The sequence below is a fragment of the Marinobacterium sp. xm-m-312 genome, from assembly GCF_013283295.1.
In the GTDB taxonomy this organism is placed as follows: domain Bacteria; phylum Pseudomonadota; class Gammaproteobacteria; order Pseudomonadales; family Balneatricaceae; genus Marinobacterium_E.
This window is the reverse complement of record NZ_WBYS01000001.1, coordinates 342483-367371: the sequence shown is the minus strand read 5'-3', so window position 1 is coordinate 367371 and position 24889 is coordinate 342483. Positions and strand designations below refer to the sequence as shown.

Annotated in this window: 19 protein-coding genes; 9 read left to right on the top strand and 10 right to left on the bottom strand. The window is 46.5% G+C overall.

The window, feature by feature from the left end; translation table 11 throughout:
* Positions 1 to 216 precede the first annotated feature (216 nt).
* Genes XMM312_RS01870 through XMM312_RS01860 form a run of 3 tightly spaced genes read left to right on the top strand, consistent with a single transcriptional unit; the run spans position 217 to position 2568 of the window.
* Positions 217 to 939 carry a 5-oxoprolinase subunit PxpA gene (locus XMM312_RS01870; protein WP_173488609.1) on the top strand — a complete coding sequence of 241 codons (723 nt, stop codon included), beginning with the start codon at positions 217 to 219 and terminating at the stop codon, positions 937 to 939.
* Positions 939 to 1661 carry a 5-oxoprolinase subunit PxpB gene (gene pxpB / locus XMM312_RS01865; RefSeq protein ID WP_173488608.1) on the top strand — a complete coding sequence of 241 codons (723 nt, stop codon included), beginning with the start codon at positions 939 to 941 and terminating at the stop codon, positions 1659 to 1661. Before XMM312_RS01870 ends, pxpB begins: the two co-directional genes overlap by 1 nt.
* Entirely contained in the window at positions 1654 to 2568 is a 915-nt protein-coding gene (locus tag XMM312_RS01860) for a biotin-dependent carboxyltransferase family protein (protein WP_173488607.1), read from the top strand. The genes pxpB and XMM312_RS01860 overlap by 8 nt, the downstream gene beginning before the upstream one ends.
* 204 nt (positions 2569 to 2772) lie before the next feature.
* On the opposite strand, the gene XMM312_RS01855 is transcribed toward XMM312_RS01860, so the two are convergent.
* The 8 genes from XMM312_RS01855 to XMM312_RS11640 form a co-directional block, all read right to left on the bottom strand.
* The gene (locus tag XMM312_RS01855) at positions 2773 to 3216 is read right to left on the bottom strand and encodes a transposase (protein WP_173480604.1); all 444 of its coding nucleotides are present in this window, start codon (positions 3214 to 3216) and stop codon (positions 2773 to 2775) included.
* A gap of 388 nt (positions 3217 to 3604) precedes the next feature.
* Complete coding sequence (locus XMM312_RS01850) at positions 3605 to 4096, bottom strand: STAS domain-containing protein (protein WP_173480603.1); 492 nt, start codon at positions 4094 to 4096, stop codon at positions 3605 to 3607.
* Complete coding sequence (locus XMM312_RS01845) at positions 4090 to 5259, bottom strand: PP2C family protein-serine/threonine phosphatase (protein ID WP_173484658.1); 1170 nt, start codon at positions 5257 to 5259, stop codon at positions 4090 to 4092. Before XMM312_RS01845 ends, XMM312_RS01850 begins: the two co-directional genes overlap by 7 nt.
* 75 nt (positions 5260 to 5334) lie before the next feature.
* Positions 5335 to 6036 (bottom strand): VacJ family lipoprotein, encoded by a 702-nt coding sequence (locus tag XMM312_RS01840; RefSeq protein ID WP_173480601.1) that lies wholly within the window; start codon positions 6034 to 6036, stop codon positions 5335 to 5337.
* Between the two features lie 77 nt (positions 6037 to 6113).
* A complete protein-coding gene (gene hrpA / locus XMM312_RS01835) occupies positions 6114 to 10028 on the bottom strand; it encodes an ATP-dependent RNA helicase HrpA (protein ID WP_371731411.1) in 3915 nt (1304 codons plus the stop codon).
* Between the two features lie 99 nt (positions 10029 to 10127).
* Positions 10128 to 11714 (bottom strand): AMP-binding protein, encoded by a 1587-nt coding sequence (locus XMM312_RS01830; protein WP_173488606.1) that lies wholly within the window; start codon positions 11712 to 11714, stop codon positions 10128 to 10130.
* A gap of 1 nt (position 11715) precedes the next feature.
* Complete coding sequence (locus XMM312_RS01825; protein ID WP_173488605.1) at positions 11716 to 12498, bottom strand: class II glutamine amidotransferase; 783 nt, start codon at positions 12496 to 12498, stop codon at positions 11716 to 11718.
* Between the two features lie 136 nt (positions 12499 to 12634).
* Positions 12635 to 13264: a pyrimidine/purine nucleotide monophosphate nucleosidase domain-containing protein gene (locus XMM312_RS11640; RefSeq protein ID WP_371743458.1), complete on the bottom strand. Its 630-nt coding sequence runs from the start codon at positions 13262 to 13264 to the stop codon at positions 12635 to 12637.
* Positions 13265 to 13378: 114 nt separating this feature from the next.
* Between XMM312_RS11640 and XMM312_RS01815 the strand changes: the two genes are divergently transcribed.
* The 5 genes from XMM312_RS01815 (at position 13379) to XMM312_RS01795 (ending at position 19793) form a co-directional block, all read left to right on the top strand.
* A complete protein-coding gene (locus XMM312_RS01815) occupies positions 13379 to 14977 on the top strand; it encodes a hypothetical protein (RefSeq protein WP_173488604.1) in 1599 nt (532 codons plus the stop codon).
* Positions 14970 to 16982, top strand: a complete 2013-nt coding sequence (locus XMM312_RS01810) for a hypothetical protein (RefSeq protein ID WP_173488603.1) — start codon at positions 14970 to 14972, stop codon at positions 16980 to 16982. Before XMM312_RS01815 ends, XMM312_RS01810 begins: the two co-directional genes overlap by 8 nt.
* Complete coding sequence (locus XMM312_RS01805) at positions 16979 to 19039, top strand: hypothetical protein (RefSeq protein WP_173488602.1); 2061 nt, start codon at positions 16979 to 16981, stop codon at positions 19037 to 19039. Before XMM312_RS01810 ends, XMM312_RS01805 begins: the two co-directional genes overlap by 4 nt.
* A complete protein-coding gene (locus XMM312_RS01800) occupies positions 19036 to 19437 on the top strand; it encodes a hypothetical protein (RefSeq protein WP_173488601.1) in 402 nt (133 codons plus the stop codon). The genes XMM312_RS01805 and XMM312_RS01800 overlap by 4 nt, the downstream gene beginning before the upstream one ends.
* Before the next feature lie 110 nt (positions 19438 to 19547).
* Positions 19548 to 19793 carry a hypothetical protein gene (locus XMM312_RS01795; RefSeq protein ID WP_173488600.1) on the top strand — a complete coding sequence of 82 codons (246 nt, stop codon included), beginning with the start codon at positions 19548 to 19550 and terminating at the stop codon, positions 19791 to 19793.
* A 434-nt stretch (positions 19794 to 20227) separates the two neighbouring features.
* On the opposite strand, the gene XMM312_RS01790 is transcribed toward XMM312_RS01795, so the two are convergent.
* The gene (locus XMM312_RS01790) at positions 20228 to 20560 is read right to left on the bottom strand and encodes a Qac family quaternary ammonium compound efflux SMR transporter (RefSeq protein WP_173482599.1); all 333 of its coding nucleotides are present in this window, start codon (positions 20558 to 20560) and stop codon (positions 20228 to 20230) included.
* 521 nt (positions 20561 to 21081) lie between these two features.
* On the opposite strand from XMM312_RS01790, the gene XMM312_RS01785 reads away from it, so the two are divergent.
* The gene (locus XMM312_RS01785; RefSeq protein ID WP_173488599.1) at positions 21082 to 23175 is read left to right on the top strand and encodes a cache domain-containing protein; all 2094 of its coding nucleotides are present in this window, start codon (positions 21082 to 21084) and stop codon (positions 23173 to 23175) included.
* A gap of 261 nt (positions 23176 to 23436) precedes the next feature.
* Here the strand turns inward: XMM312_RS01785 and ppnN are convergent, their stop codons facing one another.
* A complete protein-coding gene (ppnN, locus tag XMM312_RS01780) occupies positions 23437 to 24792 on the bottom strand; it encodes a nucleotide 5'-monophosphate nucleosidase PpnN (protein WP_173488598.1) in 1356 nt (451 codons plus the stop codon).
* Between the last annotated feature and the right edge of the window lie 97 nt (positions 24793 to 24889).

The following is a 24889-nucleotide window of genomic DNA, read 5'->3' as shown; positions in this document are numbered from 1 at the left end:
TAGTTTTTGATTCTGCAATTAGTTAGAGGAAGCTCGCTAAAGCTGGGATCACTCTAGATCTAATCGCTGCATCTGCGATAAAACTAAAACCACCTGTTGGAGCGGTCTTATAAAGGCCGCGATTTATTTTATTAGATTTTCTATCGCCTCATCTTCGATAAGGCTCCAACGTAGTCGTAGATAGACTCAAAAGTTGGGGGCGATTAAACTGAGTGCATGAAATTAAATGCAGATTTAGGCGAACGCGTTAACGGTAAACTGCTTGGCATGGATGCTGAGCTTATGCCGCTGCTTGATCAGGCTAATATCGCTTGCGGCGTGCATGCTGGCGATCTGAAGACCATGCGCGACACCCTGCGACTCGCAAAAGAGTACGGCGTCGAAGTAGGCGCACACCCCTCCTACCCTGACTCTGAAAACTTTGGTCGCACCTCTATGACTCTGCCTAGGGAAGAGTTGATTGAGGTGATCACCCATCAGGTCGATACCCTCAGTCAGATAGCTGAAGAGGAGCAATACCCGATTCACTACGTGAAGCCACACGGTGCATTTTATAACGATATGATGGCTGATAGTGAGCTGTTTGATACTGTTTTGGATGCTATCAAGCGCTGCTCAAAACCACTCAAACTGATGCTATTAGCCAACGACAAACACACTGAGTTTTCGGCTTTGGCTGATCGTAAAAAGGTTGAACTGATCTTTGAAGCCTTTGCCGATCGCGCTTACACTGACCAAGGTCAGTTGGTCTCCAGAGGCCAAGCCCATGCGGTCCATGCGGCGTCTGATGCAATTAATCAAGTGCTTCGATTAGTTGAGGAAGGGGTTATCCTGTCTGAAAACAGCCACCCTTTAATATTCCCTGTCGAATCAATCTGCGTGCATGGTGATAATCCAGAGGCGCTTAAGGTTGTGCAACAGATTCGAGCGCTAATCTAATGGCACAGTGGCGATTTGAGACCGCCTCAGAGTGCGCCATCATGATCTACTTTGATGGTGAGCTGAGTGTTTCATTAAATGAGTCTGTTGGGCAGCTCAACTCACTACTTATAGAGCGACTAGCGCCTATTCTTATCGATTTGGTTCCATCCTATAGCTCTATTTTGCTGAGCTATGATGTCTGTAAAATTAGTGAATCCGAGCTCAAACAGGCTCTAATCCTTCTGCAACAGGAGCCTTTAGAAGCCGGTCAATCGATCAACTCAACATTAGTCCACCTACCGGTCTGGTACTCTGAAGAGGTCGGTCAGGATCTAGAGCGTGTGGCACAACAGTCCCGCCTGGAAGTTGATCAGGTGATTAAGATCCACAGCGGTACTGACTACCGAGCCTTTGCACTAGGGTTTGCTCCTGGTTTTGCTTATCTAGGCGAAGTAGACCAACGCATCGCAACTCCAAGACTGGAAACGCCAAGAGTCTCTGTACCTGCTGGGTCTGTTGCCATCGCCGATCAACAGACGGCTGTCTACCCTGCTGCGTCACCGGGTGGCTGGAATATTATTGGTCAATGTCCGGTTGAGCTGTTTAATCCAACTCAAGCACCCTACTCTCTGATTCAGCCTGCCGATCGGGTTCGATTTGTCTCCGTCAATCAGGATACATTTGAGCGGATCAAACAGTGCCCAGAACACTGGTCTCTGTCGGAGGGCAGCTGTGTCTAGCTGGACGATCACTAAGGTACTCGGTCAGGTTACCATTCAAGATAACGGACGAACCGGATTTGCTCATTTAGGGATAACCGAATCAGGCGCGGCCGATAAGTGGGCGATGCGCTGCGCCAATGCTTTGGTGGGTAATGCGGAATCTGAACCTCTGTTAGAGATCACGCTGGGTGGTTTTGCGTTTACCAGTGGTTGTGAGGTCAGTCTGGCCGTCACCGGCGCAAATGCACCCCTCTTTCTTAACGACATTCCAGTAGACCAGTATCAGACCATTGAACTGCACAAAGGTGATCGGTTTGAAATCAAACCCGCGTCAGAGGGTGCTCGCCTCTATTTAGCGGCATCGGGTGGGTTTGATACAGAGAGACTCTTTGGCAGTGCCTCGACCTGCACCCGAGAGGGCTTGGGCAGTGAATTATCGGTTGGTGATGAGCTCACACTTTCAAAACCCACCATCACTGATTCGGTGGCTCTCTCAGTTGATCAGATTCCACAGTTTAAACGCTCGATTCGATTGGGCTTAGTGAAGGGGTTACAGAGCCACCTTTATGACTGGCAGGCTTTTGATCGTTTTTTCAAAACGCGTTTTGAAGTCTCTCCACTGGCAGATCGAATGGGTTGCCGATTGATAGCCGATAACCCTATCAAGCCACCTGTAGGGGGTATTCGATCTGAGGGTATCAATCTAGGCGCCGTTCAAATCCCCGCCGATGGCCACCCCATCATTATGCTCAATGATCACCAAACGATCGGGGGATATATGAAGATCGGCTCGATCTGCCGAGCAGATCTAGCACTTCTAGCCCAAGCCACACCTGGGACCGAGGTTTTCTTCTACCCGATCTCTGTCGAGCATGCACAGCATCGCCTTAGACATCAGCTAAAACGCGTTCCTAAGCTGGTTTAACTGTTGGAGCCTTATCGTAGATGAGGCAATTGCACTTAAACCGAAAACTTCGCGGCCTATTCTAGACCGCTCCAACAAGAAAACGGCTCGAGCTGTTGGAGCCTTATCGCAGATGAGGCGATTGGACTTAAACCTAGTGCTTCGCGGCCTTTGCAAGACCGCTCCAACGAGAAAGGCTAAGTGCTCCAACGAGGCGATTCATATTCAAACCCACTTAGCATCCCAGTGACTATATTCTCGAACCGTTTTCACCAACCCTGCTCTGACAGGGTTGTAGATTATATATCTAGCAATATCTTCGATGATTTCTTCACTGCGGATAGCATGATCATAGAAACCTTGCTGCCAAATATTTCCGTGGCTGAAACGAAGATAATGCTTGCGTGATACGGATGTTTTAACTGATTGCATCAGTTTTCCCAAATCAATAGCGTCATGCCCCATCTGTAGTAACCAATGTATGTGATCTGGCATCACGACGTAGGCTAACGTGGATATTGGTTGGCTATTGATAGCATAGACCGCTGATCGGGCTAACCGAAAATCGTTAAACACTGGACGTCGGTCTTTTGTTGTCGCGATTAGATGGTAGATCTGATTAGGGATTGAGGTTCGCCCTTTGCGAAGGGCTTTGGTACCCGGTTTCATACATTCATCCTTGACTGCTATGAAACGTTTAGCTTAGATGAAATTTCTGGGTTTGCTTGATTATTTTTATCGCGGCCTATTCTAGACCGCTCCAACTAGGGAACGGGAGGAAACGTTGGAGCCTTATCGTAGATGAGGCGATTGGAACTTTAACCGAGAACTTCGCGGCCTATTCTAGACCGCTCCAACTAGGGATCGGATCGAACTGTTGGAGCCTTATCATAGATGAGGCGATTTGGACTTAAATCGAGAGCTTCGCGGCCTTTGCAAGACTGCTATAACTGGGGAGCGGGTTTAACTGTTGGAGCCTTATCGTAGATGAGGCGATGGGACTTAAATCTGGAGCATTCGCGGCCTTTGTAAGACCGCTCCTACGGTGGAGCAGGCGTTATTTTTGGCACTCTAGGACTTCGACTAGGCCTTTGAATTCGTCTCGGTTTTTGTCGTTTAGGTCGATGAGAATGCGGTGGGCTTCGATGATTTTAGCGCGCACGGCTTCATCGGACTCTTGAACGAATGGCACTTCGGTCAGGTCTTTCTTACTGGTGGGTAGCTCTTCTAAAAGCAAGAAGATGTGATCGAATCCCATGGCATATAGGATTTTGGTGATATCTGGGTTGGTTGAAACGATGGTTGGACGGGGCATATCACATTTGGCGCTTTTAACGGCCAGCTTTGCGATCAGTCCAAGAGAGGTGCTGTCGATATTGGTGGTCTCGGTCAGATCGATCAATGTATGAGTGACATCATCTCGACTGAGCATTGAGCGCAGGTGTTGATCTATCGTTGAGCAGAGCGTTAAACGCACATCCCCAATAAATTTGACCACATAGTGGCCATCTTGAAAGGCGAACAACAAGCCGCCATCTGTCGTTAACATCGACGTGAAACCATCATTATTGCAACATCATCAGGCAACTCCGCCTCTTCATCTACGACCCGTTTTAACAAAGTCTCTGGAGAGGGCTGTTCAGCCTGACACAACCGGAGCAGATTCTGCTCTTTCTCTTCGAGTTTGTCACCCTTTATGATCTCTAAAATACCGTCCGAAAAGAGGTAGATTGAGAAGTCAGAAGCCAATTCGCAGCTGTGCTCTTCATAGAGCGGCTCTTCAAACAGCCCCACTGGCATTCCCCGCCCTTCTAAGTAGTGCGCTTTATCGCCCTGCACTAACACCATAGAGGGGTGATGCCCACCTATACTATAGGTCAGTTTTGAGGCTTTGGTATCAACCACACCAATCAACATCGTCATGTGCTTACCAAAACTGGTCAGTAGAATCTCTTTATTGAAGTGCTCTAACAGCTGTTGTGGATTCTCCAACCGATCACTTTCGCCTTTAAAGTAGGCTCGTTGTAGGCGATTGGTCATGTTTTTCAGTAGTACTGTCACCAGTGCGGACGAGGCTCCGTGTCCTGACACATCAGCCAAATAGAAGAGATACTGATCGTTTTTTAGGGGGATCAGATCGATAAAATCACCGCTCAACAGAAGTGAGGGTCGCAACAGATATTCGCAGCTAAGCGATTCATCAAGCGATTGATGAGTAGGCGGCAGCAGTCGCTGCTGAATTTGCGCAGCCGCATCCTGATCGGCTTTTAGCTCTTCTAAACTCTGGCTCAGTGAATCTCTTAAGTAGCGCGCCGATTCAATCGCGATGGCACGGTCTAGTTGGCGATCTAATGAGCGCACCAGACTTAACGGGTCATTGCGCACTTCATCAAGACTGAACACACCATCGGCCCCATTACGAAGGGCTCGCACGAGCGTGTTTTGTTCAAGCTGAGAGATGAATGCGATGGTCGGTTTTGGACTGACTCGTTGCGCTAATTCACTGAGTTGCTGAGTTTCAGGAAAGGAGTGGAAATCGAAAAAGAGAAGCGAGGTAGAGTGGTGTTCTAGATAATCTTCGACGGCATCGAGTGTCGCGCAGGTGGCCAATCTAAGACCATCCACCTGGCTCAATTCACAAAGATCAAAAATAGCATCTATGGTCTCGGTATCCGAGGAGTAGATTAAAATTCGAGTCTCTTGTGAATCCATCGCAGGTTTCGTCAAACAAGTAGCAACATATTAAGTACCGAGACTACTCCTGCGAAGGTGTGAAGTAAACTGCTGTTAGAAGTCGTCTGCGTTGTACTCTACACGACCATCATTGACTTCGAATTCACGCTTCTGCAGGTAGGCATCTCGAATGAACGTGTAACGATCACCCGTAACAACCCCTTCACGATCAAGCAACGACGCACGCTTATCAACCACTTTCAGCGCTTTTAAGCCGTAGCGTAGCTCATCAGACTCAACCTGGTTCAGTGGGTCTAGGTACATATCGGGAATAATACCTACCCCATCACGAACAGTGGAAGGTCCAAACAGAGGCAGAACAAGGTAAGGGCCTGATTCAACACCCCATGCACCTAAGGTTTGTCCAAAGTCTTCATCGTTTTTAGGAATATCCATGGCTGATGCCACATCAAACAGACCACCAATACCGATGGTGGTGTTGATGAGAACGCGCGATAGATCCTGGGTTGCTTCAACGGGTTTAAGCTGAAGAACGTTATTAAAGAAGGTGACCACATCACGCAGATTATCAAAGAAGTTACTGACGCCCTGCTCGGCCACATCTGGCATGATAAAACGGTAACCTTGAGCAACCGGCTTAAGAATGGCGCGATCTAGGGATTCATTAAAGTTGAAGACACCACGGTTAAAGCCTTCCCAAGGGTCATTTAACTCCGAATCTTGAGCCACTGCTGTGACCGAATTGAGTGACAGACTCAGTACAAAAAGAGCCAACAACTTATTTAAAACGTTCATTAAAAACTACCTAATTATCCGTTAGCGCCTAACCAATGATTTATGAAGTATAGGCCAAGAATTCTTTAATGGATCTATTATCCAGAAACTTCTGTGAACCTCTGCTTAAGACGCTTCTCAGAAATTTTAAATTCTGTGCCAAGCTCTTGAGCAAACAGTGAGACTCGGTACTCTTCGATCCACCACTTAAAGTCGATCAACTCGCTACCCACTTCGCCAGTATCACGCGCTTTGGCAACGGCTGCTTCATACTGTTGTTGCCATTTAACCAGCTCATCCGACCACAAAACCTGCTGGCGTAGGGTTCTTTGGTACTTATCTAATCGCACTTCAATCGCTTTGAGGTAGCGCGGTAGATGTGCCAGCCACTGCGGTGGCGTCTCGGTGAGGTAGGTTTTATCAATCAATCGATCAAGTTGCGCACGAATGTCATTCAGTACCGGTACCGTCTCTAATGAGACCTTACCGTTCAACGTCTTCGATATGCGATGCACGCGTTGATGAAGTTCTATGACAAAGGCTGCAATAGTTTTGGCCTGTTCATGCAGATCGGCTCTCACCCGATCTCGCGTCTGGCTAAACTCCGACTCACTGGTAGGAAGATTGTCCTGATCGATCAGGCTCAGTGCCGCGGCCATAATGATCTGCTCTTGCAGGAAGCGTTCATTATATTTTTTACCCGCCTGCAGAATCGCTTGCGCCAAATTAGGCAGGCTTTTACGAATATCTTTAACCTGAGTTTGCAGAGATATCAGCACCAAACGTGCCACACCTCGATGTGACTGGCGTTGTGCATCCAAGGGCTGGCTCAATAAGGTCAGCTCGACATTCTCACCCTTATCGATCAGTGCAGGGTAGGCTTCCACTTCGATACCGCCAGCATGTTTAACGGTTTTCTGTTTATCGAGTTTGCCAAAACTCCACTCCGTTAACTCTGTCTCACCCCAACTCTGTTTAGGTGCTTGCTGAATCGCTGTCTGTGCCGCATCACCGAGCTTACGTTGTAGCTCGGACCAATCACGCCCCTGCCCTAATAGGTTACCCTGCTCATCGATTACGCGAATATTGGCTTGATGAATCGGCTCAAGCTGCACACTTTTCAGCTGATCCACCTGAACACGGTGCCCAGTCAGACGCAGCAGTTGCAGTGACACCGCCTCAAACAGATCGCCATCACCAAATGCCAGCTTCTCCATTAACTCGGTGACGTAGTTAGGGATCGGCACAAACTGTTTACGCTCAGCCTTAGGCAGGCCACGTAGCAACGCCTCAAGCTTGGCGGCCAACATACCCGGTACCAGCCAGGCTAGACGTTCCGTACTGAGTCTGGGCAGCAGTGGCAGAGGGCAATCAATACTCAAGCCATCATCGACCGCACCTAACTCAAATTTGTAGCTCAGTTTTAAAGGCGCACCCTCGATCAACAATACTTCTGGGTACTGTTCATCTCGAACATGATCTGCCGAGCGTTGCAGCACATCCTGCTCGGTCAAAAAGAGCAGCTTAGGGGAGGCCTGTTCTGCTTTTTTGCGCCAAGATTCAAACCCAGCTCCGTTGACGATATCTGATCCCGCGTGTTGATCCAGACGCTCTAAGTAGAACTGAAACAGTGTCTCTTCATCGACCAACAGATCGCGTCGGCGCGACTTATCCTCAAGCGCGGCAACGGACTCTAAAAGATCTCGATTGTGTTGGAAAAACGGCGCCTTAGTCTGATATTCACCCTCGACCAGTGCACTTCGAATGAAAATTTCATGGGAGACTTCGCGATCGATCGGACCATAGTGCACCTTACGTTTAGGCACAATAACTAGGCCGTAAAGTCTGACCTGCTCACTGGCCACTACCTGAGCACGTTTTTTCTCCCAATGCGGCTCTAAGTAGCTACGTTTGATGAGGTGCTTAGCCAAGGGCTCAACCCACTCTGGGTTAATCTCGGCAAGGGTATGAGCAAACAGCTGACTGGTCTCAATCATCTCTGCAGCGACCACCCACTTCGGTGCCTGCTTAAATACGCCTGAGCCAGGGAATATTTTAAAGCGGCGGTTACGCGCACCAAGATACTCACCACGCTCCTGCTTGAAACCGAGGTGTCCCAAGAAACCCGAGATAATTGCTCGATGAACCTGATCGTAACTGGCCGGTTCACTGTTCTCTTTCAGATCAAGCGACTTGATGCTCAGATGCAGCTGTCGATGCAGATCTCGCCACTCTCGCATTCTTAGGTAGCTAAGGTAGTGTTTAGTACACCACTTGCGCAGTTGATTCTGGCTCAGCTCAAGGCGTTGCTCCTCAAAGGCATTCCACAAATTAATCAGAGTGATGAAATCGGACTTCTCGTCATGGAACAACTTGTGTTTTTCATCGGCTGCTTGGCGCTTATTCTGCGGACGCTCGCGAGGGTCTTGGACACTCAGTGCACTGGTAACGATCAATATCTCACGCAGTGAGTGCTGACGACCCGCTTCAACAATAATACGTGCAATCCTTGGGTCGACAGGCAAGCGCGCCAGCTGTTTACCCAAATTGGTGATTGAACGCTTTGCATCGACCGCTTGCAGTTCTTCAAGCAGTTTATAACCATCATTGATGAAGCGTTTATCGGGTGGATCGATAAAGGGAAAACGATCAATATCACCCAATCGAAGTTGCAGCATCTGCAGAATAACGGAGGCGAGATTGGTTCTACGAATTTCCGCATCGGTGAACTCAGGACGAGAGAGAAAATCCTCTTCCGAGTAGAGTCGAATGCAGGTGCCGGGAGCTACTCGCCCACAGCGACCTGCACGCTGGTTGGCGCTCGCTTGTGACACTGGCTCAATCGGTAAGCGCTGTACCTTAGATCGATAACTGTAGCGCGACATGCGAACCAGACCGGGGTCAATGACATAACGAATCCCCGGCACTGTCACGGAGGTCTCTGCCACGTTGGTGGCTAAGACGATACGACGCCCTGCTGAGCGACCCGAGGTAAAGACCTTGTTCTGTTCCGCTAACGACAGCCTTGCATAGAGCGGCATAATCTCGACATCTCTGAGATCAGCCCTGCGCAATTTCTCTGCACTCTCTCGAATCTCTCGTTCACCCGGTAAAAAGATCAGAATGTCGCCAGGCATACCACTCGGTTTAGCTCTGTCGATGGCAATGAGTTCATCGACAGCGTTGAGAATGCCCTGCTGAATATCACCACTCGCCTCATCATCCTCATCCGTGGATTCGTTCAATGGGCGGTAGAGTGTCTCTACCGGGAAGGTTCTTCCGGAGACCTCTATCACAGGTGCATCACCAAAGTGTTTCGAGAAACGCTGCACATCGATGGTTGCAGAGGTAATGATCAACTTAAGATCGGGGCGTTTAGGCAAAATTCGTTTGAAGTAGCCCAATAAGAAGTCGATATTGAGGCTGCGCTCATGCGCCTCATCGATGATGATGACTTCGTATTTGTTCAGGTATCGATCGTGCTGAGTTTCGGCCAGAAGGATACCGTCCGTCATCAGTTTAATCTGAGTCTCTTCGCCAATCTGATCGTGGAATCGAACTTGATAACCGACTCTAGAGCCCAGTTCAGTTTTCAACTCTTCAGCAATGCGACTGGCAACCGTGCGCGCGGCTAGTCGTCGTGGCTGTGTATGTCCAATCAACCCTTTACAGCCTAACCCCAACTCTAGGCAGAGTTTTGGCAACTGGGTCGTTTTACCGGACCCGGTTTCACCTGCGACCACCACCACTTGGTTATGCTGGATTGCATCGAGTATCTCTTGGCGTGCACCCGTCACCGGCAGGTCTGGGTAGTCGATCGGTAGCAGAGCTTTTTCGGTCTTCTGCGCCACTATCGCTTCCGATCGCTCTATGCGTTCAACCGCCTTTTGCAGTGCCGTTTCATCGATTTCTGCTGCCTCGGAGAGTCGTTCCAATGCACGACGAATAGGGTATTGGTCGCGTATTTGGCAACGCTCGAGGCGGTCAATAAACGGTTTTAATGTCGGATGCACAATGGGACTCATAATTTTTGATAGCCGCGAATTTTACCCAACTGGTAAAAAGGCTGCCAGAGAAGCGATTAAATAGTTGGTTTGGCCCAAGGGTTAGGGTTAATCAACCAGTCCCGATCGTAATACTCGACCGACAGAGCTATGGGGCAGAGCCCGTCTCAGCTCAATAAGATGTGGGACTTTATAGGCCGTTAAACGTTGACGACAGTAGTTACGGATCATTTTCTGCGTCAAACGACGGTTGTTGGTCACTACGAATAGACGGAGCTTGATTTCGCCATCCTCCTGATAACTGCCGAAGGCACAATCGGTGATGTCAGGGTGCTGGGAGATGAGCGCTTCGACTTCAGAGGGGTAAATCTTAAAGTTTCCAACCAGTGAGATGACATCAGACTGGCGCTCAATCATATGCAGTGAACCATCTGGGTCCACACGTCCTATATCACCTGTCCTAAACCAACCTTGCTCAAACTGGGTGTCAACTTGACCGGCATACCCCAACATCACTTGGGGGCCTCTAATGCAGATCTCTCCTGCACTGCCTTGAGGCAGTTCACTGCCAGACTCATCTTGAATACGTACCTCAGTCTCTTGCAGCGGTCGACCGACTGCGCCGGTCACGAACCTGCCACTCGAGTCCAGCGTCACAACGGGTGAACACTCGGTTAGGCCATAGCCCTGCGAGATAACGCAGTGAGTGATCGCTTGCCATTGATCACCAATGGCTTGATTGAGTGGTGCACCACCTGACAGAGTGCATTTGAGCATTGAGAAGTCGAGTTGAGGAAAGAGCGGATGCTGTACTAAGCCCATAAAGAGTGGAGCCACACCGGCAAACAGGGTCGGGCGAAAACGATCAAACAGCTCTGCAATGTGATTGATCTCTTTGACATCCGATGCCATCTCAACCACCCCACCCTGACACCAGGTCATTAAACAGATCATTGAGGGGTAGCTATGATAGATCGGCAAGGGCATCAGTAATCTTTGCGGGCCAGAGATACCGATATCTACAAGCCGATGATTTAACTGCCCAACATTACTGAGCAGGTTTCTGTGACTCAATTGCACCGCTTTTGCCTGCCCCGTGGTAGCGCTGGTCAGCTGTATCATTGCCACCTCATCCACCTCTGATCGTGCACTGAGCATCAAGGAGTCTGAGTGATAGACAATCGCTTCACGAAATTGAAAATCCGCCAAATTGGGTGAGCGTTTGCGTATATGGCGCCAAAGTCGCTTAAGTGGAAACAGAAACCAATTTGAAAAGTCTTCAGGGGAGCAGCTTACAGTGGTTAGGCCATGGCCTCGACGGACTGCTAATTCGGCTAAGTTAGAGTGTGAGTGACAGGCAATCAGTGCCTTGGCTTGCGTCAGTTTCGCGACCCGTTCTAACTCGGTGATATCAGCGGAGGTTGTCAAACAGACCGGTACCAAACCGGCACGCCAAAGCGACATTAACAGCAGCGGGTAGTGAGCACCATTGGGCATCTGAACAATGACCCTATCCCCTGCTGAGAGGTTTAGAATTTCGACAAACCATTGTGATACGGCGCGGCAGTGACCATTCAGCTCAGAGAAGGAGATCTGTGTGTTACCCTCCCGAACGGCAGGTACATTGGCGTATTGATTTGATAGCCATTGAGGCAGTTGCGAAAGGCTGCTTATTGAGAGGGGCAATTGAGACATCTTATTCACTGCGATAGAAGCAGGTCTCTCCCTCTTTGAATACCCGGGCTTCACCTGTCTGAATAGGCTGCCACACCTCGTTATCGGTCAGTGGCTCTGTCGCGATCACTGTGACGATATCGTTCTCCTGAGTCTCGCCCCTGAAGTCGACCGTCAAATCACAATCTTTTAGCTGAGCCACTCCAAAAGGCGCGCGCCGGGTAATCCAGTGCAATTTAGTAGTGCAGTAGGTGAAGAGCCAGTCGGAGTCACACAGCAACATATTGAAAACCCCTAGCGCACGAAGCTTATGACAGCACTGGGTAATCAATTCAAACAGAGGTTCCGTTTTTTGGGGAGGTTCTGGAAAGGCTAGTCGCACCTGATCCAACAACCAACAGAAGGCATACTCCGAATCGGTGGTACCCACTGGTTTATAAAAGCACAGAGGCCAATCAAAAATCACCGGATTCAACTGTCCGTTGTGAGCAAAGGTCCAGGTGAAACCCCAGAGTTCGCGACTGAATGGGTGGGTATTTTCTAGATTAACTGAACCTACATTGGCTTGGCGAATGTGGCTGATGACGTTCTTGCTTTTGATCGGGTAGTGACAGACCAACTGAGCAATGGGTGAGTCGACACTGGGTATCGGATCATGAAAGGCTCGCTGAGCCTTTCCTTCGTAGAAACCGATACCCCATCCATCCTTGTGCGGTCCAGTACCACCGCCACGCTGCATCAAGCCGGCGAAACTGAAACAGATATCGGTGGGTACATTAGCACTCATACCCATTAACTCACACATAGCGACTCCCTGTCTTTAAGCTAGTGGAAGTATAACTGATTAAACGACCGGGGTCTGACCTCTATTTTGGAGCTTTCCAAAACATGGAGCTTAACTGGATTGCGGATGACAGGCTAAAGCCAGTCATCCTTCTAAGTTAACTAGCAAGCTTAAAGCAGGGAACGTAACCCGCAAAATCAATCTTCATTCGACGCTGCTCAATGAATCCATTCAACAATTTATCGAGTGCAGTGATCACCTCGGGATCGCCATCTAGGATGAACGGCCCCTTTTCCGCAACCGCTTTAACGGCAGGCTCTTTAACGTTGCCTGAGACAATACCCGACAGTGCTTTACGAAGTTCTGAGGCCAGTTCAGAGATCGGCTGATCTTTGTGCAGATTCAGCGCAGCCATATTGTCGTGAGTCGGTTCAAAAGGCAGTTGCAACTCATAAGGGATCTGCAGCTGCCAGTTGAAGTGGTAAGCCTCACCGGACTCTTTACGCTGTTCCGTGACTCGGTTGAGACCCTCTTTCATCAATGCAGCCACTTTCGACGGATGATCAATCACAACCTGATAAAGCTTGCTGGCCTCTTCACCGAGCGTCGCTTTAACAAACTGATCGATCTGCTCGAAGTAGGCCTCGCTTCCTGCAGGGCCTGTAAAGATAAAGGGCATCTCTACATTGCGATTCTGTTCTTGAAGCAAGATGCCAAGCATGTAGAGAATCTCTTCTGCTGTGCCCGCTCCGCCTGGGAATACAATGACGCCATGACCGAGTCGCACAAAAGCTTCTAGGCCACAGGGAAAGTTTGACTACTGACATTACAAAGGTAAAGTAGTAACATATTGACATTAGTCGATGGGTATTGGTGCCCTAGTATAGTAGTTGAGAGAGACATGGCCAGCGTTGTATTCGTCAAAAAATTCTATCCAGAGACACTGCTTTTCAGTCGCGATGAATTGCAGTCGGGTGAAATGGAGCAACCTACCTTTTATCAGGTGAAGGATGAGATTGACGGCTACTTTCTAAATTTTCCTGTAGTCCTCGATAGTGAGCAGAATCCTTGGACACTCGGGAACCTATATCTGATGCACTATGCACTCACCTGCTCTGCTGGCGATTATCACCATACAACTATGGCATCTGAGGCCTATGCCTTAAGAGACTATCTGGACTTCCTAGAAGAAAATGAAATTGATCCGCTGAATATACCGCGCTCAGAAAGACGACAGCCAGTGAAACGCTTTGAAGCAGAAATGCTTAGACGAAGCGATGATCCTGAGTTTAAGTGTTCAAAGAGCACAGCCAAGGATCGAGTTCAAAAAATAAATGGACTATACAATCGATTCCTTGTGCCTAAAGGCATAGCTAAAACACCTGATGGAAACGCACTTCATGGTGAGAAAGATGCATACATGTATTTCATGAACAGATACGGGAAGATTTCTCGCAAGCCATACAAGAGCAATAACCTAAATCGAATAAAGGTAGGTAAGCCCAAAAGAGCAGCTGGCGATACTATTACAGATGGAGGAAGCCTGATTCCTTTGACTCTGGATGAGCAAAAGATTCTCTGGAAGGCTCTTGAACGATCCGATTATGTATATCTATTAATGTTCCTCTTAGCTGTTAATACAGGGGCTCGCCTACAAACAGTAACAACAATCAGAGTTAAACATATAAAAAATGTCGAAGATTTCGATCTTTTCGATTGCGCCCACATAGCTTATGGCGGTGGATCAGAAATTGATGGAAAGGGTGGACGCGAAGGAGAGATTCAAGTAGCACGCTGGCTGATTAATTTACTCAAAGTCTATGCTGACAGCCCTACCGCAAAAAAACGCAGAGCTAAGACAGATCTTGGTGACACTGATGAGAACTACCTTTTCCTCTCTAGGACTGGATCTGCATTCTACTCATCAAGGAAGGAAATGGATGACCATAGAAGCCTAGATGCCGACAGACGCATGAGCCGAAAAGACGCTCTAAGTGATGATTTCAATCCCGATGAAGGCAAAAAGATACAAGTTTTTATCAATCAGGTTTTACTTCCTAGAATTTGGGCAGAACATCCCGATTTTCCAAACTTTTCATTTCATGATTTGCGTGCCACGGCTGGCATGAACCTGCTAGAAACCATGTACGCTGTGATAACGCAGACTAATGTTGAGCGCCGAAAAAAAGGCGAGCCTGAACTTCCTTTTGAATACGCAAAAGAAGTGGTTAGAGAAATGCTATGCCACTCAAGCCCAGAAGTAACAGAGGGCTACATCAGATACAGGGACACATCGCACTGGAAAAAACAGCTGATAAACGACTTCGCGGATCAGCTCTATGGGCACATCACTCTCCCAGAGGGGCAAACCATCGATCAGCTTAAGGTTGAAATAGGCACCCAACTTCAGCGCCTCAAGTTCAAAGAGCAGGAATTTACTCAGGAGACACTCAGCCAAGAGTATGAATTACCTGATGATGAGGTGCTGAATCATGAGTAACCTCACTCAGAGAAAAGTCTTTCAATTGCAAGCATCAGATCTTGAAACAACACCGATCCATGTTGATCAAGTAACCATGCTATTGCCATCAGGGCTTATCGATATAGGCTCGCTAAGCTATTCGGTAAGAGGACAGATTCCTCGTAACAATGCGAATCATCAATACAGTAAAAATCATTGCTGCTTAGTAAATGAGGACTCTTTTGATCCAAGTAGAGAAAGAATAATCAACACCTTACTCGAATGGCTTCGAGCGCAAAACATCCCTTCGATCAAGCAACAATTCAGAGACGTAAAGCCTTTTTTTGATTTTGTAGATGCCAGCGGAATGCAAGTTAACTTTGAGCACCGAGATGGAGCAATAGCTGCGTTTAAAAGCTATGCAAAGCATCTAGAGTCAAGGGTTCTTGCAAGCAACCATATCAGCAAATCAAAGAGTATAAAGCCACTCAGCAAAACGGCTGCGCAGCGCAGATTGTCATATATCCAAACGATCTTCAGTAGAGCTTACGCGATTCCAATGAAAGAGCTTCACAGGCTTTCCGAGGTAGATTTAAGCGTCAGGCAAGCCGACAAAGCAGCAGCGAGGAAATCCAAAGGCCAAGAGGCAAACAAGACCTATGAGCAGAATCAGTTTTTCTGTGAACAGCTACTATCAGCCATACACGCCGTCCTAGTTGAGAAGAAAAAATTTCCAATCAAAATGCAGGACAATGAAGGGAAAACCGTGTTTTTCCAAGGGCCTGGAAAGAGGCTAAATGAGGATACAATAGAGTTTCTAGCACACAATCCGTTAGAACTTCATATTGTTCAGGAAAAGCTATATCCGAGTGAGCAGGGAACCTATGGTCGCTATTCTTCTGGCCTAATATCACGAGCAATGGATAGAAACAGAGTTCTTGAGGGTGACACTTTTACCGATGCTCATGAACTACTGTGTAATTACGGACTGCTTCTTGGAGTGTTTCTTTTTGCGTGCGCCTCTACAGCTAATTCAGAGATTATTTTAGACCTTAAAATAGACACATTGGAGTTCAGTAGAACAACAAAAAACATGCGATGCTCAGGCCTCAAGGGTCGAGCTGACGGAGCAGAGGTTAAGCCAGAAATAGGCGTTGCATTCCTTCCCATCTTGAAAAAGATCATCGACTTGAGGCAGCTCGTAGCGAAACATCGAGCATTCGATAACGAATACTTCTTCTCTCCATTCCCAGACCCAAGAACCCCAGTATCTGAAGCAAATGAGAGTACATATCGCTTCAGTGCTTCAAACTTAAGTTTCAAGCAAAGTGGCAAGACTATCGGTGTTTGGACTTTGATGAGCAAGTCATTCAAAGATTTCAAATATTTTACAATCACTGAGCTAAGAAACTTCGGAAGTAGAAAGTTCTCTGATCTATCTAAAGGCGACACAGAAAAAGCTGCCTCAATCCTAGGCCATACCAAGGCAGTAAACGAGAAAAGCTATAACGAAGAGTCGATTCAAAATGCTGGCCCAAGATTCACCGAGGCATTTCAGCAGATCAGAAAAACAGCCTTATCGAAGACAAGAAGCCAAGAACGAATACCTGTCCATATCGTAGACGGCGAATCAGATGCCGATTTCATAGGATCAGGATCATGCACAAATCCCAACAATGCAAAGCTACAGTCTGGATTTACTCAAGATGCACCTACCCCAGACTGCAGAAAGTTCGAAAATTGCCTTTTCTGCGAACACTACGCTGTTCATGCTGATGAGGAAGACTTGAGACGCTTATACAGCATCAAATACATTGCAGAGCAACTCCGTGGGGTACAGGGCGTTATTGAGGACTACCTGAGGCACTGGGGTGCAATTTCAGACAGGGCTATAGAAGTAATCGAAGCTATCGAAAAAAAGAAGGAGCACCTCCCCGAACTATCGAAAAAGATCAGAGAAGAAGTGTACGAAAAAGAGGAGCTAGACGATTTCTGGTCGATTCACCTCGACAGCCTAATTAACTTGGAGATCGTTGTGATATGAGCCTTAGAGCCTTGATTTCGTCTTTGACAGGTAATCCAGAAACATCTCTTCCTGACGATTTTGTTCTAGAAGATAAGATACCTGCAGAGACAGTTATTTCCAGAAATGCAGACGGTAACGCAGTAAGTACCTATGGCGATCCTATCTGGGATATAAGCTATAAAGGCCTGAGCGGCTCTGCAGTCTTCTATTTCGACCAGTGGGACAAAACACTGAATGATAGCGATATTAAAGAAGAAATTACTGACGAACTAAAGCGCATCCAATACTACCGACTAAATTTAAGAGGTAGAAACGGAAAGGTAAGGCAGCCCCAATCAGTTCGAATCGATGCTACTTTGAAACTAGCAAGAATAGCGCTGTCGTGCAGCATCAGCATGACTAAATTGTTATCAGTTAGAGCATACAACAACACGGTTTTTACGCATCTAAAAACAGAATCTCACAACTCTCTAAAGGATGTTAAACAGACTATCGAAGAAATCATCCTTTGCGCTCACGACAACGCCTATGAACTCCAAGGGCTAAAAACAGACAATGCCTACCTTTTGATAGATGGGATAAAGGCATTAATCTCAAGATCCTCTAGAGCCTACAAAAACGCACAGAGACATCAGCACTTCGTAATCCCAACCAGAATATATGCAGATGTGATCGACAAATCTGGAGAACTGGTAGACAACTTTAATTCTGTCCGTTTCCGTATTCTAGATCTCTATCAGACCAGATTCGAAATACAGCAAAATGAAAACCTAGATTACGCAGCAAATCAGAATCGAGAAGCACGCCCTAATGAAGTGATGTGGCAAGATGCTATCAAGGAACATGACCTCACCAACTACATCGAAACATATCAAATAAACGACATGCAGGAGCTATCCAGCCACCTGAAGCTAGTACAGTCAGCATGTTCCGTATTTATCCAAATATTTAGTGGAATGCGAGTCGGGGAAGTCAGAAAACTTTCCAGCAACCCTTTCTTCAGGGTAGAAGTAGATACAACCGAAGTATTCATAATTAAGGGGTATACCCATAAAGCCATTGGGGGAGGATTGCTGACAGGCACTCATTGGATAACTGCAGATTTTGTTGAATCCTCCGTACAGTCAGCACAGGTCATAGGAAGAATAGCTGGTCTACTGAACGACTATGACTTAGAAAAATGCGGAACGGAGTTCTATCCGTTATTCCCTTCTCTGAAATACAACCCATCGAAAACAAGAAAGAACACCAGTCCCAGTAACAGGCTCTACGCAGCAGCCCCTATATCATCAAATATTAGTGATAGATTCATTCGATACTTCAAAGACCTCGATTGCGCGGAGATTGTGAAAGAAGATATTGGAAAAATAGCTCTAGCCAACCGATTTCAAGATCTGACTAAGAAGGGTGTTATTGTAGGCGAAAAATGGCCCCTAAAGACGCACCAATTTCGAAGATCGTTGGCTGCATACTCTGCCCGCTCAGGGTTAGTCACAGTTGGCGATACTAAGTATCAGTTCCAGCACCTTTTTGAAGACATGTCCCTCTACTACCGTAGCGGAAGCCTCTATGTTGAGAACTTTATAGACAGCGAAACCGAAGATGGAATGGCTCTGGAAGAGCTTATTGCTGACATGCAAATGGAATTTCGAATAGCTCAGTTTGAATCATACGAGGCAACACTGCTCGGAAATGATCGCCTCTTTGGCGGCGAAGGAACTCGACTTCAGCGAATCAAGGATAGAGGCGAGCCTTTAATCATTACGACTGACAGAGAGACTACGTACAAAAACTTCATTGAAGGAAGAATGGTCTACAAACAAGGCCCTCTTGGCGGCTGCACCAACATAAATAACTGCGACAAACTTAGCCTTACAGTCCTCGGAGCGTGCGCTGAATGTTCATTCTCTGTTTGTGATTCAAGATCAATTGTAAAGGTTGAAAGAGAACTGGTTCGCCTGAAGAAGATGCAGTCTAGATTTAAGCCAGACAGTAGCTTCCACAAGCAAATACAAAGTGAAATTGATGTCCTGGAGCGAACTATAGATAAGCAAAAACCTAAGGATAGCGCATGAGCGTTGAAAACGAATACAAAGAAGCACTAAAGAGGCTCCAGAAACAGGGAAAAAGAATTAGCAATGACTCAGTTGCTAAAGAGGCTGGCCGCAAGCCAACAGCCATCACTAAGCGCAGATTCCCCGAACTTGTAGCCCTTATAGCAGAAGCAGCTGAAGAACAAAAAAGCTCTTCAGCCACCTCAGAGGCGGCCAAAGAGAGGAGAATCAAGGAAGACTACAGAGAGAATCTGAAGCAGACCCAGAAACAACTAGCTGATGCTTTAGGCAGGATTTCAAGTCTCGAATACCAACTGTTTGAGCAGCAGATTGAGATAATGAGACTGAGAGGTGAGAAAACAATTTCATTTCCTCATCTCAAGGAAAAAAAGAAGCAGACAATGCTTAATGAAGAGTGAAAACCATACAGATGAGAATGGCTTTGCATGCTATCTCAGCATGAATAATACTGTATGGAAATACAGTACATTATCCACTATGCTGTTCTTCACGAAGATAGGAGGACAACATGGCAGATATAATCGTTTTAAGGGAAGGAATTACATTCATTCACACAGCGCCTGTTGTGCAGCTTGAGATGGATCTAGGCACGCTGAGTAACACGGAATTACTCTCAGTGTATCGTCAGCAGATGGAATCTGTTGAAGAAGCCCGTTCCGTTTTAGATGAACTTCTAACGGACTACAAAAATGAGCTTGAGACTCTTTCGATCATACGCAAACAAATGGAATCCAATCTAGCTAAAGATGCCTAAACTGGCACTCAGGGCTGCCATAGCAGCCCTATCAGCGCCCTTTTCAATCTCGGCCAGTGTCGATGAGGTGGTGGCGCGAAACCTCGACCACAATAAAATTTGGGTCTGAGAGAGCAACCCTCGAATTTGGAGGATCAATCTAAACTTGATTCGCGCCCACGACCTAGACGCGGCACGTTGGTGATCCGCGTCCTATTTAACAAACAACACAACCATCAGTTTCTATTAGACCTAAGATCAGATGAAGTAATTCAGACTCAATCTGGCAACTTTGGTTGGCTGGTTGAGAACTGATCGTACAGATACAACTTCAGCAACCGACCCAAAGCTGACATTAACGCCTTGCTAGGTGGCCTGAAAAGTAGCTATAACTGCCCCTCTTAGCCAGGTATAGCAGACGCAGTACACTTGAGTAACTTATTAGATGCACTGGATTAATGTGCGCTAGTTTTTGAAAGCAAGTTGAGAACAACAACGCCACTAACGATTAACCCCATCCCAACATATCCCCAAAGGTCAAGTTTTTGACCGTGCATAAACCATGCGACTAGAGTAACTAAAACTATGCCAAGCCCTGACCAAATTGCATATGCAATACCAACAGGGATTGATTTCAGAGTAAGTGAAAGTAAATAGAAAGCTGCGCCATAACCAATAATAACAAGCATAGATGGGGCGATTTTAGTAAAACCTTCACTCGACTTCAGACTAGATGTTGCAATTACTTCACAAATAATTGCAGCGGATAAAAACAACCAGTTTTTCAAGGTTTGCTCCAATGTATATATATTGCGATAGAGTAAACTAACCCTTTAATAATGTGCACTCTTGTTCTTTTGGAGAGACTGTGAGCACATGTACATCTAACATTTCAATTCTAAGACGGTTTGATTTGCCGTTTACTATATACCTATAAAGCATATGATTATTTATGTCCTCTTTTGGCACCTGGCAGACTAAGCAAATGGATGAACAGTCCGAGGATAATATCCCGCCTTGAGCGTCTGGCAGGTGAAATATTTATAGGTTTTGGCTTGAAGCGAGCCCCTTCGAGGTATTAGCAGAGACGGCAGCTTTGTGCCGTTAGACGTAGCCCCGCTTAGCGGTCAAACACGACCCTTTGCAGCCGTTTCGATTGTTGACTAGCGGAGGTTGATTCTTTGCTCTATGACAATACTTTACCCATCCACATAGCCCATAATTTGACTCCATGTATAGATCCGTCGACAAACAGAAACGACTTTTCACAAGCCTGTCCGCATTGATAGCCATCGCTTGCGGCATTTTCGTGATCAGTAGCTATTACCAGAATCGAGATGATTTGTTAGATCGCTTTCAGGCTGAAGGGGTTAACAACTACAGATTCTATCAAGAGGCGTTTAGCGAATCTTTGAACAGAATGTCGCAGTCTGTAATTATGGTTGCTCACGATCACAGCATTGTGGAGTCGTTTGAAAAAGGTGCTGAAGCGGTTTCCTCGGAGGGAGGTGGAGCAGGCGGTACCCAAGCGGCTTTCTATCGATCTGAAATTCTGGAACATATATTACCAAGCTGGAAACACCTGACTAATGAGTTTGGCGTAAGGCAACTTCATTTCCATTTGCCGCCAGGAGACACGAGCTTTCTAAGAGTACATTTGCCTGCAAAATATGGTGATGACCTTTCAAATTTACGACACATCATTGTGGATGTGCTCAATGATCGACAGCCGAGAACGGGATTCGAGTTAGGTCGCGTTTATTCAGGAATTCGAAGCGTCGTTCCAGTTAATTCTGAAAACGGTGAGTTGATCGGTGCCTTAGAAGCAGGTACATCCTTCAGCTTGCTAATCAATATGCTGAAGCAACTGACGAACAATGATGTCGCCGTCTTAATGGATTTGAATCGTGTTGACGATGCAATGTGGCAGACCCCAGCAGAACGTTTGCTTGAACAATGTAATTGTTTTATCGAAGCGACGACCAAGAAGAATCCCGAACTTCAGGTCATCGGCAAATCGATTTTTTCAGAAGATCGCAGAACAGATGATCCTGCCAAAACAACTCTGATTGATACGAATGGAAATCAGTATGTGGTTACCTCATTTCCGATTCAGGATTACGTAGGCATACGCGACAGTGTGGATGTTCCCGTTGGTCAGGTGGTGTTTTGGCGTTCTGCAAATCCCGAGTTTTCGCTGCTTTACAGTCATTTAATAGATACATCTGTACTTGTTCTTGTTGTGTTTCTTATCCTTTTAACAGCACTTTGGTTTGGTATTCGATTCACCTTTGCTCAGCTTCAAGAGATAGTGGACTCGCAGACCAAAGCATTGTCTGACCTGCATAAAAAAAGTGGACAGTTGTATGCAACGGTTGCGCATGAGCTTCGGAACCCCGTTGCGGCAATCGATATGATTGCGGATGGAACAGCAGATTGTGAAGCAAATAAGCCCAAAATCAAATTGCTGACTGAGCAGTTGATGATGACATTGGATGATATGCAATTTGCAATCAATCCAGACCTGAAACGTCCGAAGCGCGAAATGGATATTTCCATTCATGATTTAGACGAAACGATTCTTTCTGTGGTCGCACCTGTGGTGAAAAGCACGGGAGTGCGATTACAAATCAATTTCAGTGAGACCGTAAGGCAGTCGAAGCAGAAGTGGAGAATCGACGCATACCGCATCAGAATCGCCGCAAGCAATTTGATCAAAAACGCCTGTCTGCATTCAGAGGGTAGCGAAGTTGAATTTGCTAGTGATATCAAAGATGGTCACCTGTTGATGCGTGTTAAAGATAATGGCAAGGGTATTCCTGACGAAATGCTAGACGATCTTTTCGCACCCTTTACGCGAGGAGATACAAAAGCGGAAGGGACAGGGATGGGGTTACATATTACCAAAACCTGGATAGAAGATTTGGGTGGAACGATTCATTACCATCGACTGTCGCCTGGTTCAGAGTTTTGTATTGAAGTCCCTCTGAATGAGTCCGTTAAACAGGAGAAAGAACTACACGATCCAATTGAGAAAACAAGTATTCAGCGCGAATTGAAGGTCGATTTGGTCGATGATGATAAAGTGCTTAGGCTGCTGGGTAAAAAACTGCTGTCCAACTATTTTACAACTATAAGGGCACATGAGAGTGGGCGTTCCTGTCTTCAAACCCTCAACGACAGTGAACTAATAATCACTGATCTCAATATGCCTGAAATGGATGGCTACCAACTGATCGAAGAGGCTCGTGCTAGTGGTTTTGGAGGCAGGATCGTTGTTTTAACGGGGAATAACTCTGAAGCTGAAGCTCAATCTTTAATTCAAAAGGGGGCTGACGCGGTCATAGTGAAACCATTAACCGCCGAAAAGATTGATGGTTCGATTCTAAATCTAATAACGTAAGTAGAACCTCGTATTTTATTTTTAACCTTCCATAAAAACGTCGACATTAGCATCGACTGACCACATCTAGCCAAGTATCCAATGTCCGCAATGTGCCGTTCTTAGACGCTGACCTGAACGGGCAATTGTACGCTCAGGTCACGCTCAATATTCTGGACTGTCAGCTTGAGTAGCAGCTAGTACAGATCAGAAAACAAAAACTGGCCCCTTCTTGTCCATTACATAAATAATGGGAATCCTAGAGTCAGAAGTACGATAGGTTTAGACCAACTCGTAACAAGGCTTATAGTTACCAGCAATCTTCATTCGTCCTTGGTCACAGAAAATCCTCAGAACCTTATCTAGCTCAGCCATAATTTCTGGATCGCCCTGTAGCTTATATGGCCCCTTCTCTTTTATGATTCCAGTCCAAGGGACTTTCACATTTCCTGCCACAATCCCTGACATGGCCTTACGCATTTCAGCTGCGAGTTCGGACGGGCTCATATCCTTATACAGCTTAAGTGATGCCATATTCTCATGAGATGGCACAAATTCGTTCTGCAAGCTCTCTGGGATCTTTAGTTCCCAATTGAAATGATAAGCTTGGTGAGTCTCAGTTCTGTGTTCGTAAACTTCATCAAGCATCTGATCCATTCTCTTGGCCACCTTAATAGGGTCACCTATTATTATCTCGTAGGTACTCGCAGCTTCATCTCCCAGCGTAGACCTTATGAGATGATCTACCGCTTCGAAGTAGCCCTTCGCAGATTCTGGCCCTGTAAAGATTATTGGGAATGGCACTGCCTTGTTTTCAGGCATCATAGCCACTGTAATCGCGGCCATTATCTCCTCCAGTGTTCCTGCCCCACCTGGAAAAACAATCACACCTGCAGAAAATTGAATAAATGCCTGAAGTCTTAGTTCGATTGTAGGAAGAACCATAAAGCAGCTGTTGAAATGATTAGGAGCTTCTGCCGCCAATATTTGAGGCTCACTCATGCCGTAGGTACATCCTTCGTCATAACGCTGCTTGTAGTGCCCAAGCAAAGCACCTTCATGGACTGAGGACATTACCCCTGGGCCAGAACCAGTATTGGTGTTTAGCTTGCGAATACCTAGCGCGTAGCCAACCTGCCTTGCATACTCGCCTTCATACGGATCTTTCAAGCTATGACCTCCCCAACAAGCCACAACGTTTGGCTTCTGATGAGGCTTAAAAGCGCCTGCGTTTCTTATATGGTGGTAGATGTATTCTGTAATAGAATCTTCTACAGATCCGTTAAGTCGCTCAAATTGCTCAGTGGTATAAAGCAAATCACGAACTACTGAAAACAGTAGCTCCCTGATATTCGGCAGTATTTTCTCTCCAACAAAAGCTGCCGCTGGAGCGTTTATCAATTCGAGTTGTATTCCGTTAAAACGAGATGAGATTCTAATATCGAAGTCTTGGTTCTCATCTAGCATCTCGTCTATCGAATCAACATCAGAGCCGCAGTTGAGCGCTGCTAGAGCGCACTGCCTGAATAGAGGGTATAGACCTGAGTCGCTAGCATCTTGAAGTCGCTCAATTTCGATTGGTGATAGGATGTCTAAACTTGCCAAAGGGCGCACATTAGCCGTTACGTATTTCGTCATTTCTTTATTCCTTAATATCTAGTCTTTCTGTGACCATTAGTTCTTTTTTTAGGTTGATCAGGAGAGGTTGACTGATAATTCTTTGAAATAAACACTG

What these genes read in the sequence shown, in the direction of transcription:
- XMM312_RS01830 (WP_173488606.1), bottom strand. Translation starts at nt 11,714, where the DNA reads ATGTCTCAATTGCCCCTCTCAATAAGCAGCCTTTCGCAACTGCCTCAA.
- XMM312_RS01855 (WP_173480604.1), bottom strand. Translation starts at nt 3,216, where the DNA reads ATGAAACCGGGTACCAAAGCCCTTCGCAAAGGGCGAACCTCAATCCCT.
- XMM312_RS01800 (WP_173488601.1), top strand. Translation starts at nt 19,036, where the DNA reads ATGAGCGTTGAAAACGAATACAAAGAAGCACTAAAGAGGCTCCAGAAA.
- XMM312_RS01850 (WP_173480603.1), bottom strand. Translation starts at nt 4,096, where the DNA reads ATGTTAACGACAGATGGCGGCTTGTTGTTCGCCTTTCAAGATGGCCAC.
- XMM312_RS01870 (WP_173488609.1), top strand. Translation starts at nt 217, where the DNA reads ATGAAATTAAATGCAGATTTAGGCGAACGCGTTAACGGTAAACTGCTT.
- XMM312_RS01825 (WP_173488605.1), bottom strand. Translation starts at nt 12,498, where the DNA reads ATGTGTGAGTTAATGGGTATGAGTGCTAATGTACCCACCGATATCTGT.
- XMM312_RS01795 (WP_173488600.1), top strand. Translation starts at nt 19,548, where the DNA reads ATGGCAGATATAATCGTTTTAAGGGAAGGAATTACATTCATTCACACA.
- XMM312_RS01840 (WP_173480601.1), bottom strand. Translation starts at nt 6,036, where the DNA reads ATGAACGTTTTAAATAAGTTGTTGGCTCTTTTTGTACTGAGTCTGTCA.
- XMM312_RS01805 (WP_173488602.1), top strand. Translation starts at nt 16,979, where the DNA reads ATGAGCCTTAGAGCCTTGATTTCGTCTTTGACAGGTAATCCAGAAACA.
- pxpB (WP_173488608.1), top strand. Translation starts at nt 939, where the DNA reads ATGGCACAGTGGCGATTTGAGACCGCCTCAGAGTGCGCCATCATGATC.
- ppnN (WP_173488598.1), bottom strand. Translation starts at nt 24,792, where the DNA reads ATGACGAAATACGTAACGGCTAATGTGCGCCCTTTGGCAAGTTTAGAC.
- XMM312_RS01810 (WP_173488603.1), top strand. Translation starts at nt 14,970, where the DNA reads ATGAGTAACCTCACTCAGAGAAAAGTCTTTCAATTGCAAGCATCAGAT.
- XMM312_RS01815 (WP_173488604.1), top strand. Translation starts at nt 13,379, where the DNA reads ATGGCCAGCGTTGTATTCGTCAAAAAATTCTATCCAGAGACACTGCTT.
- XMM312_RS01845 (WP_173484658.1), bottom strand. Translation starts at nt 5,259, where the DNA reads ATGGATTCACAAGAGACTCGAATTTTAATCTACTCCTCGGATACCGAG.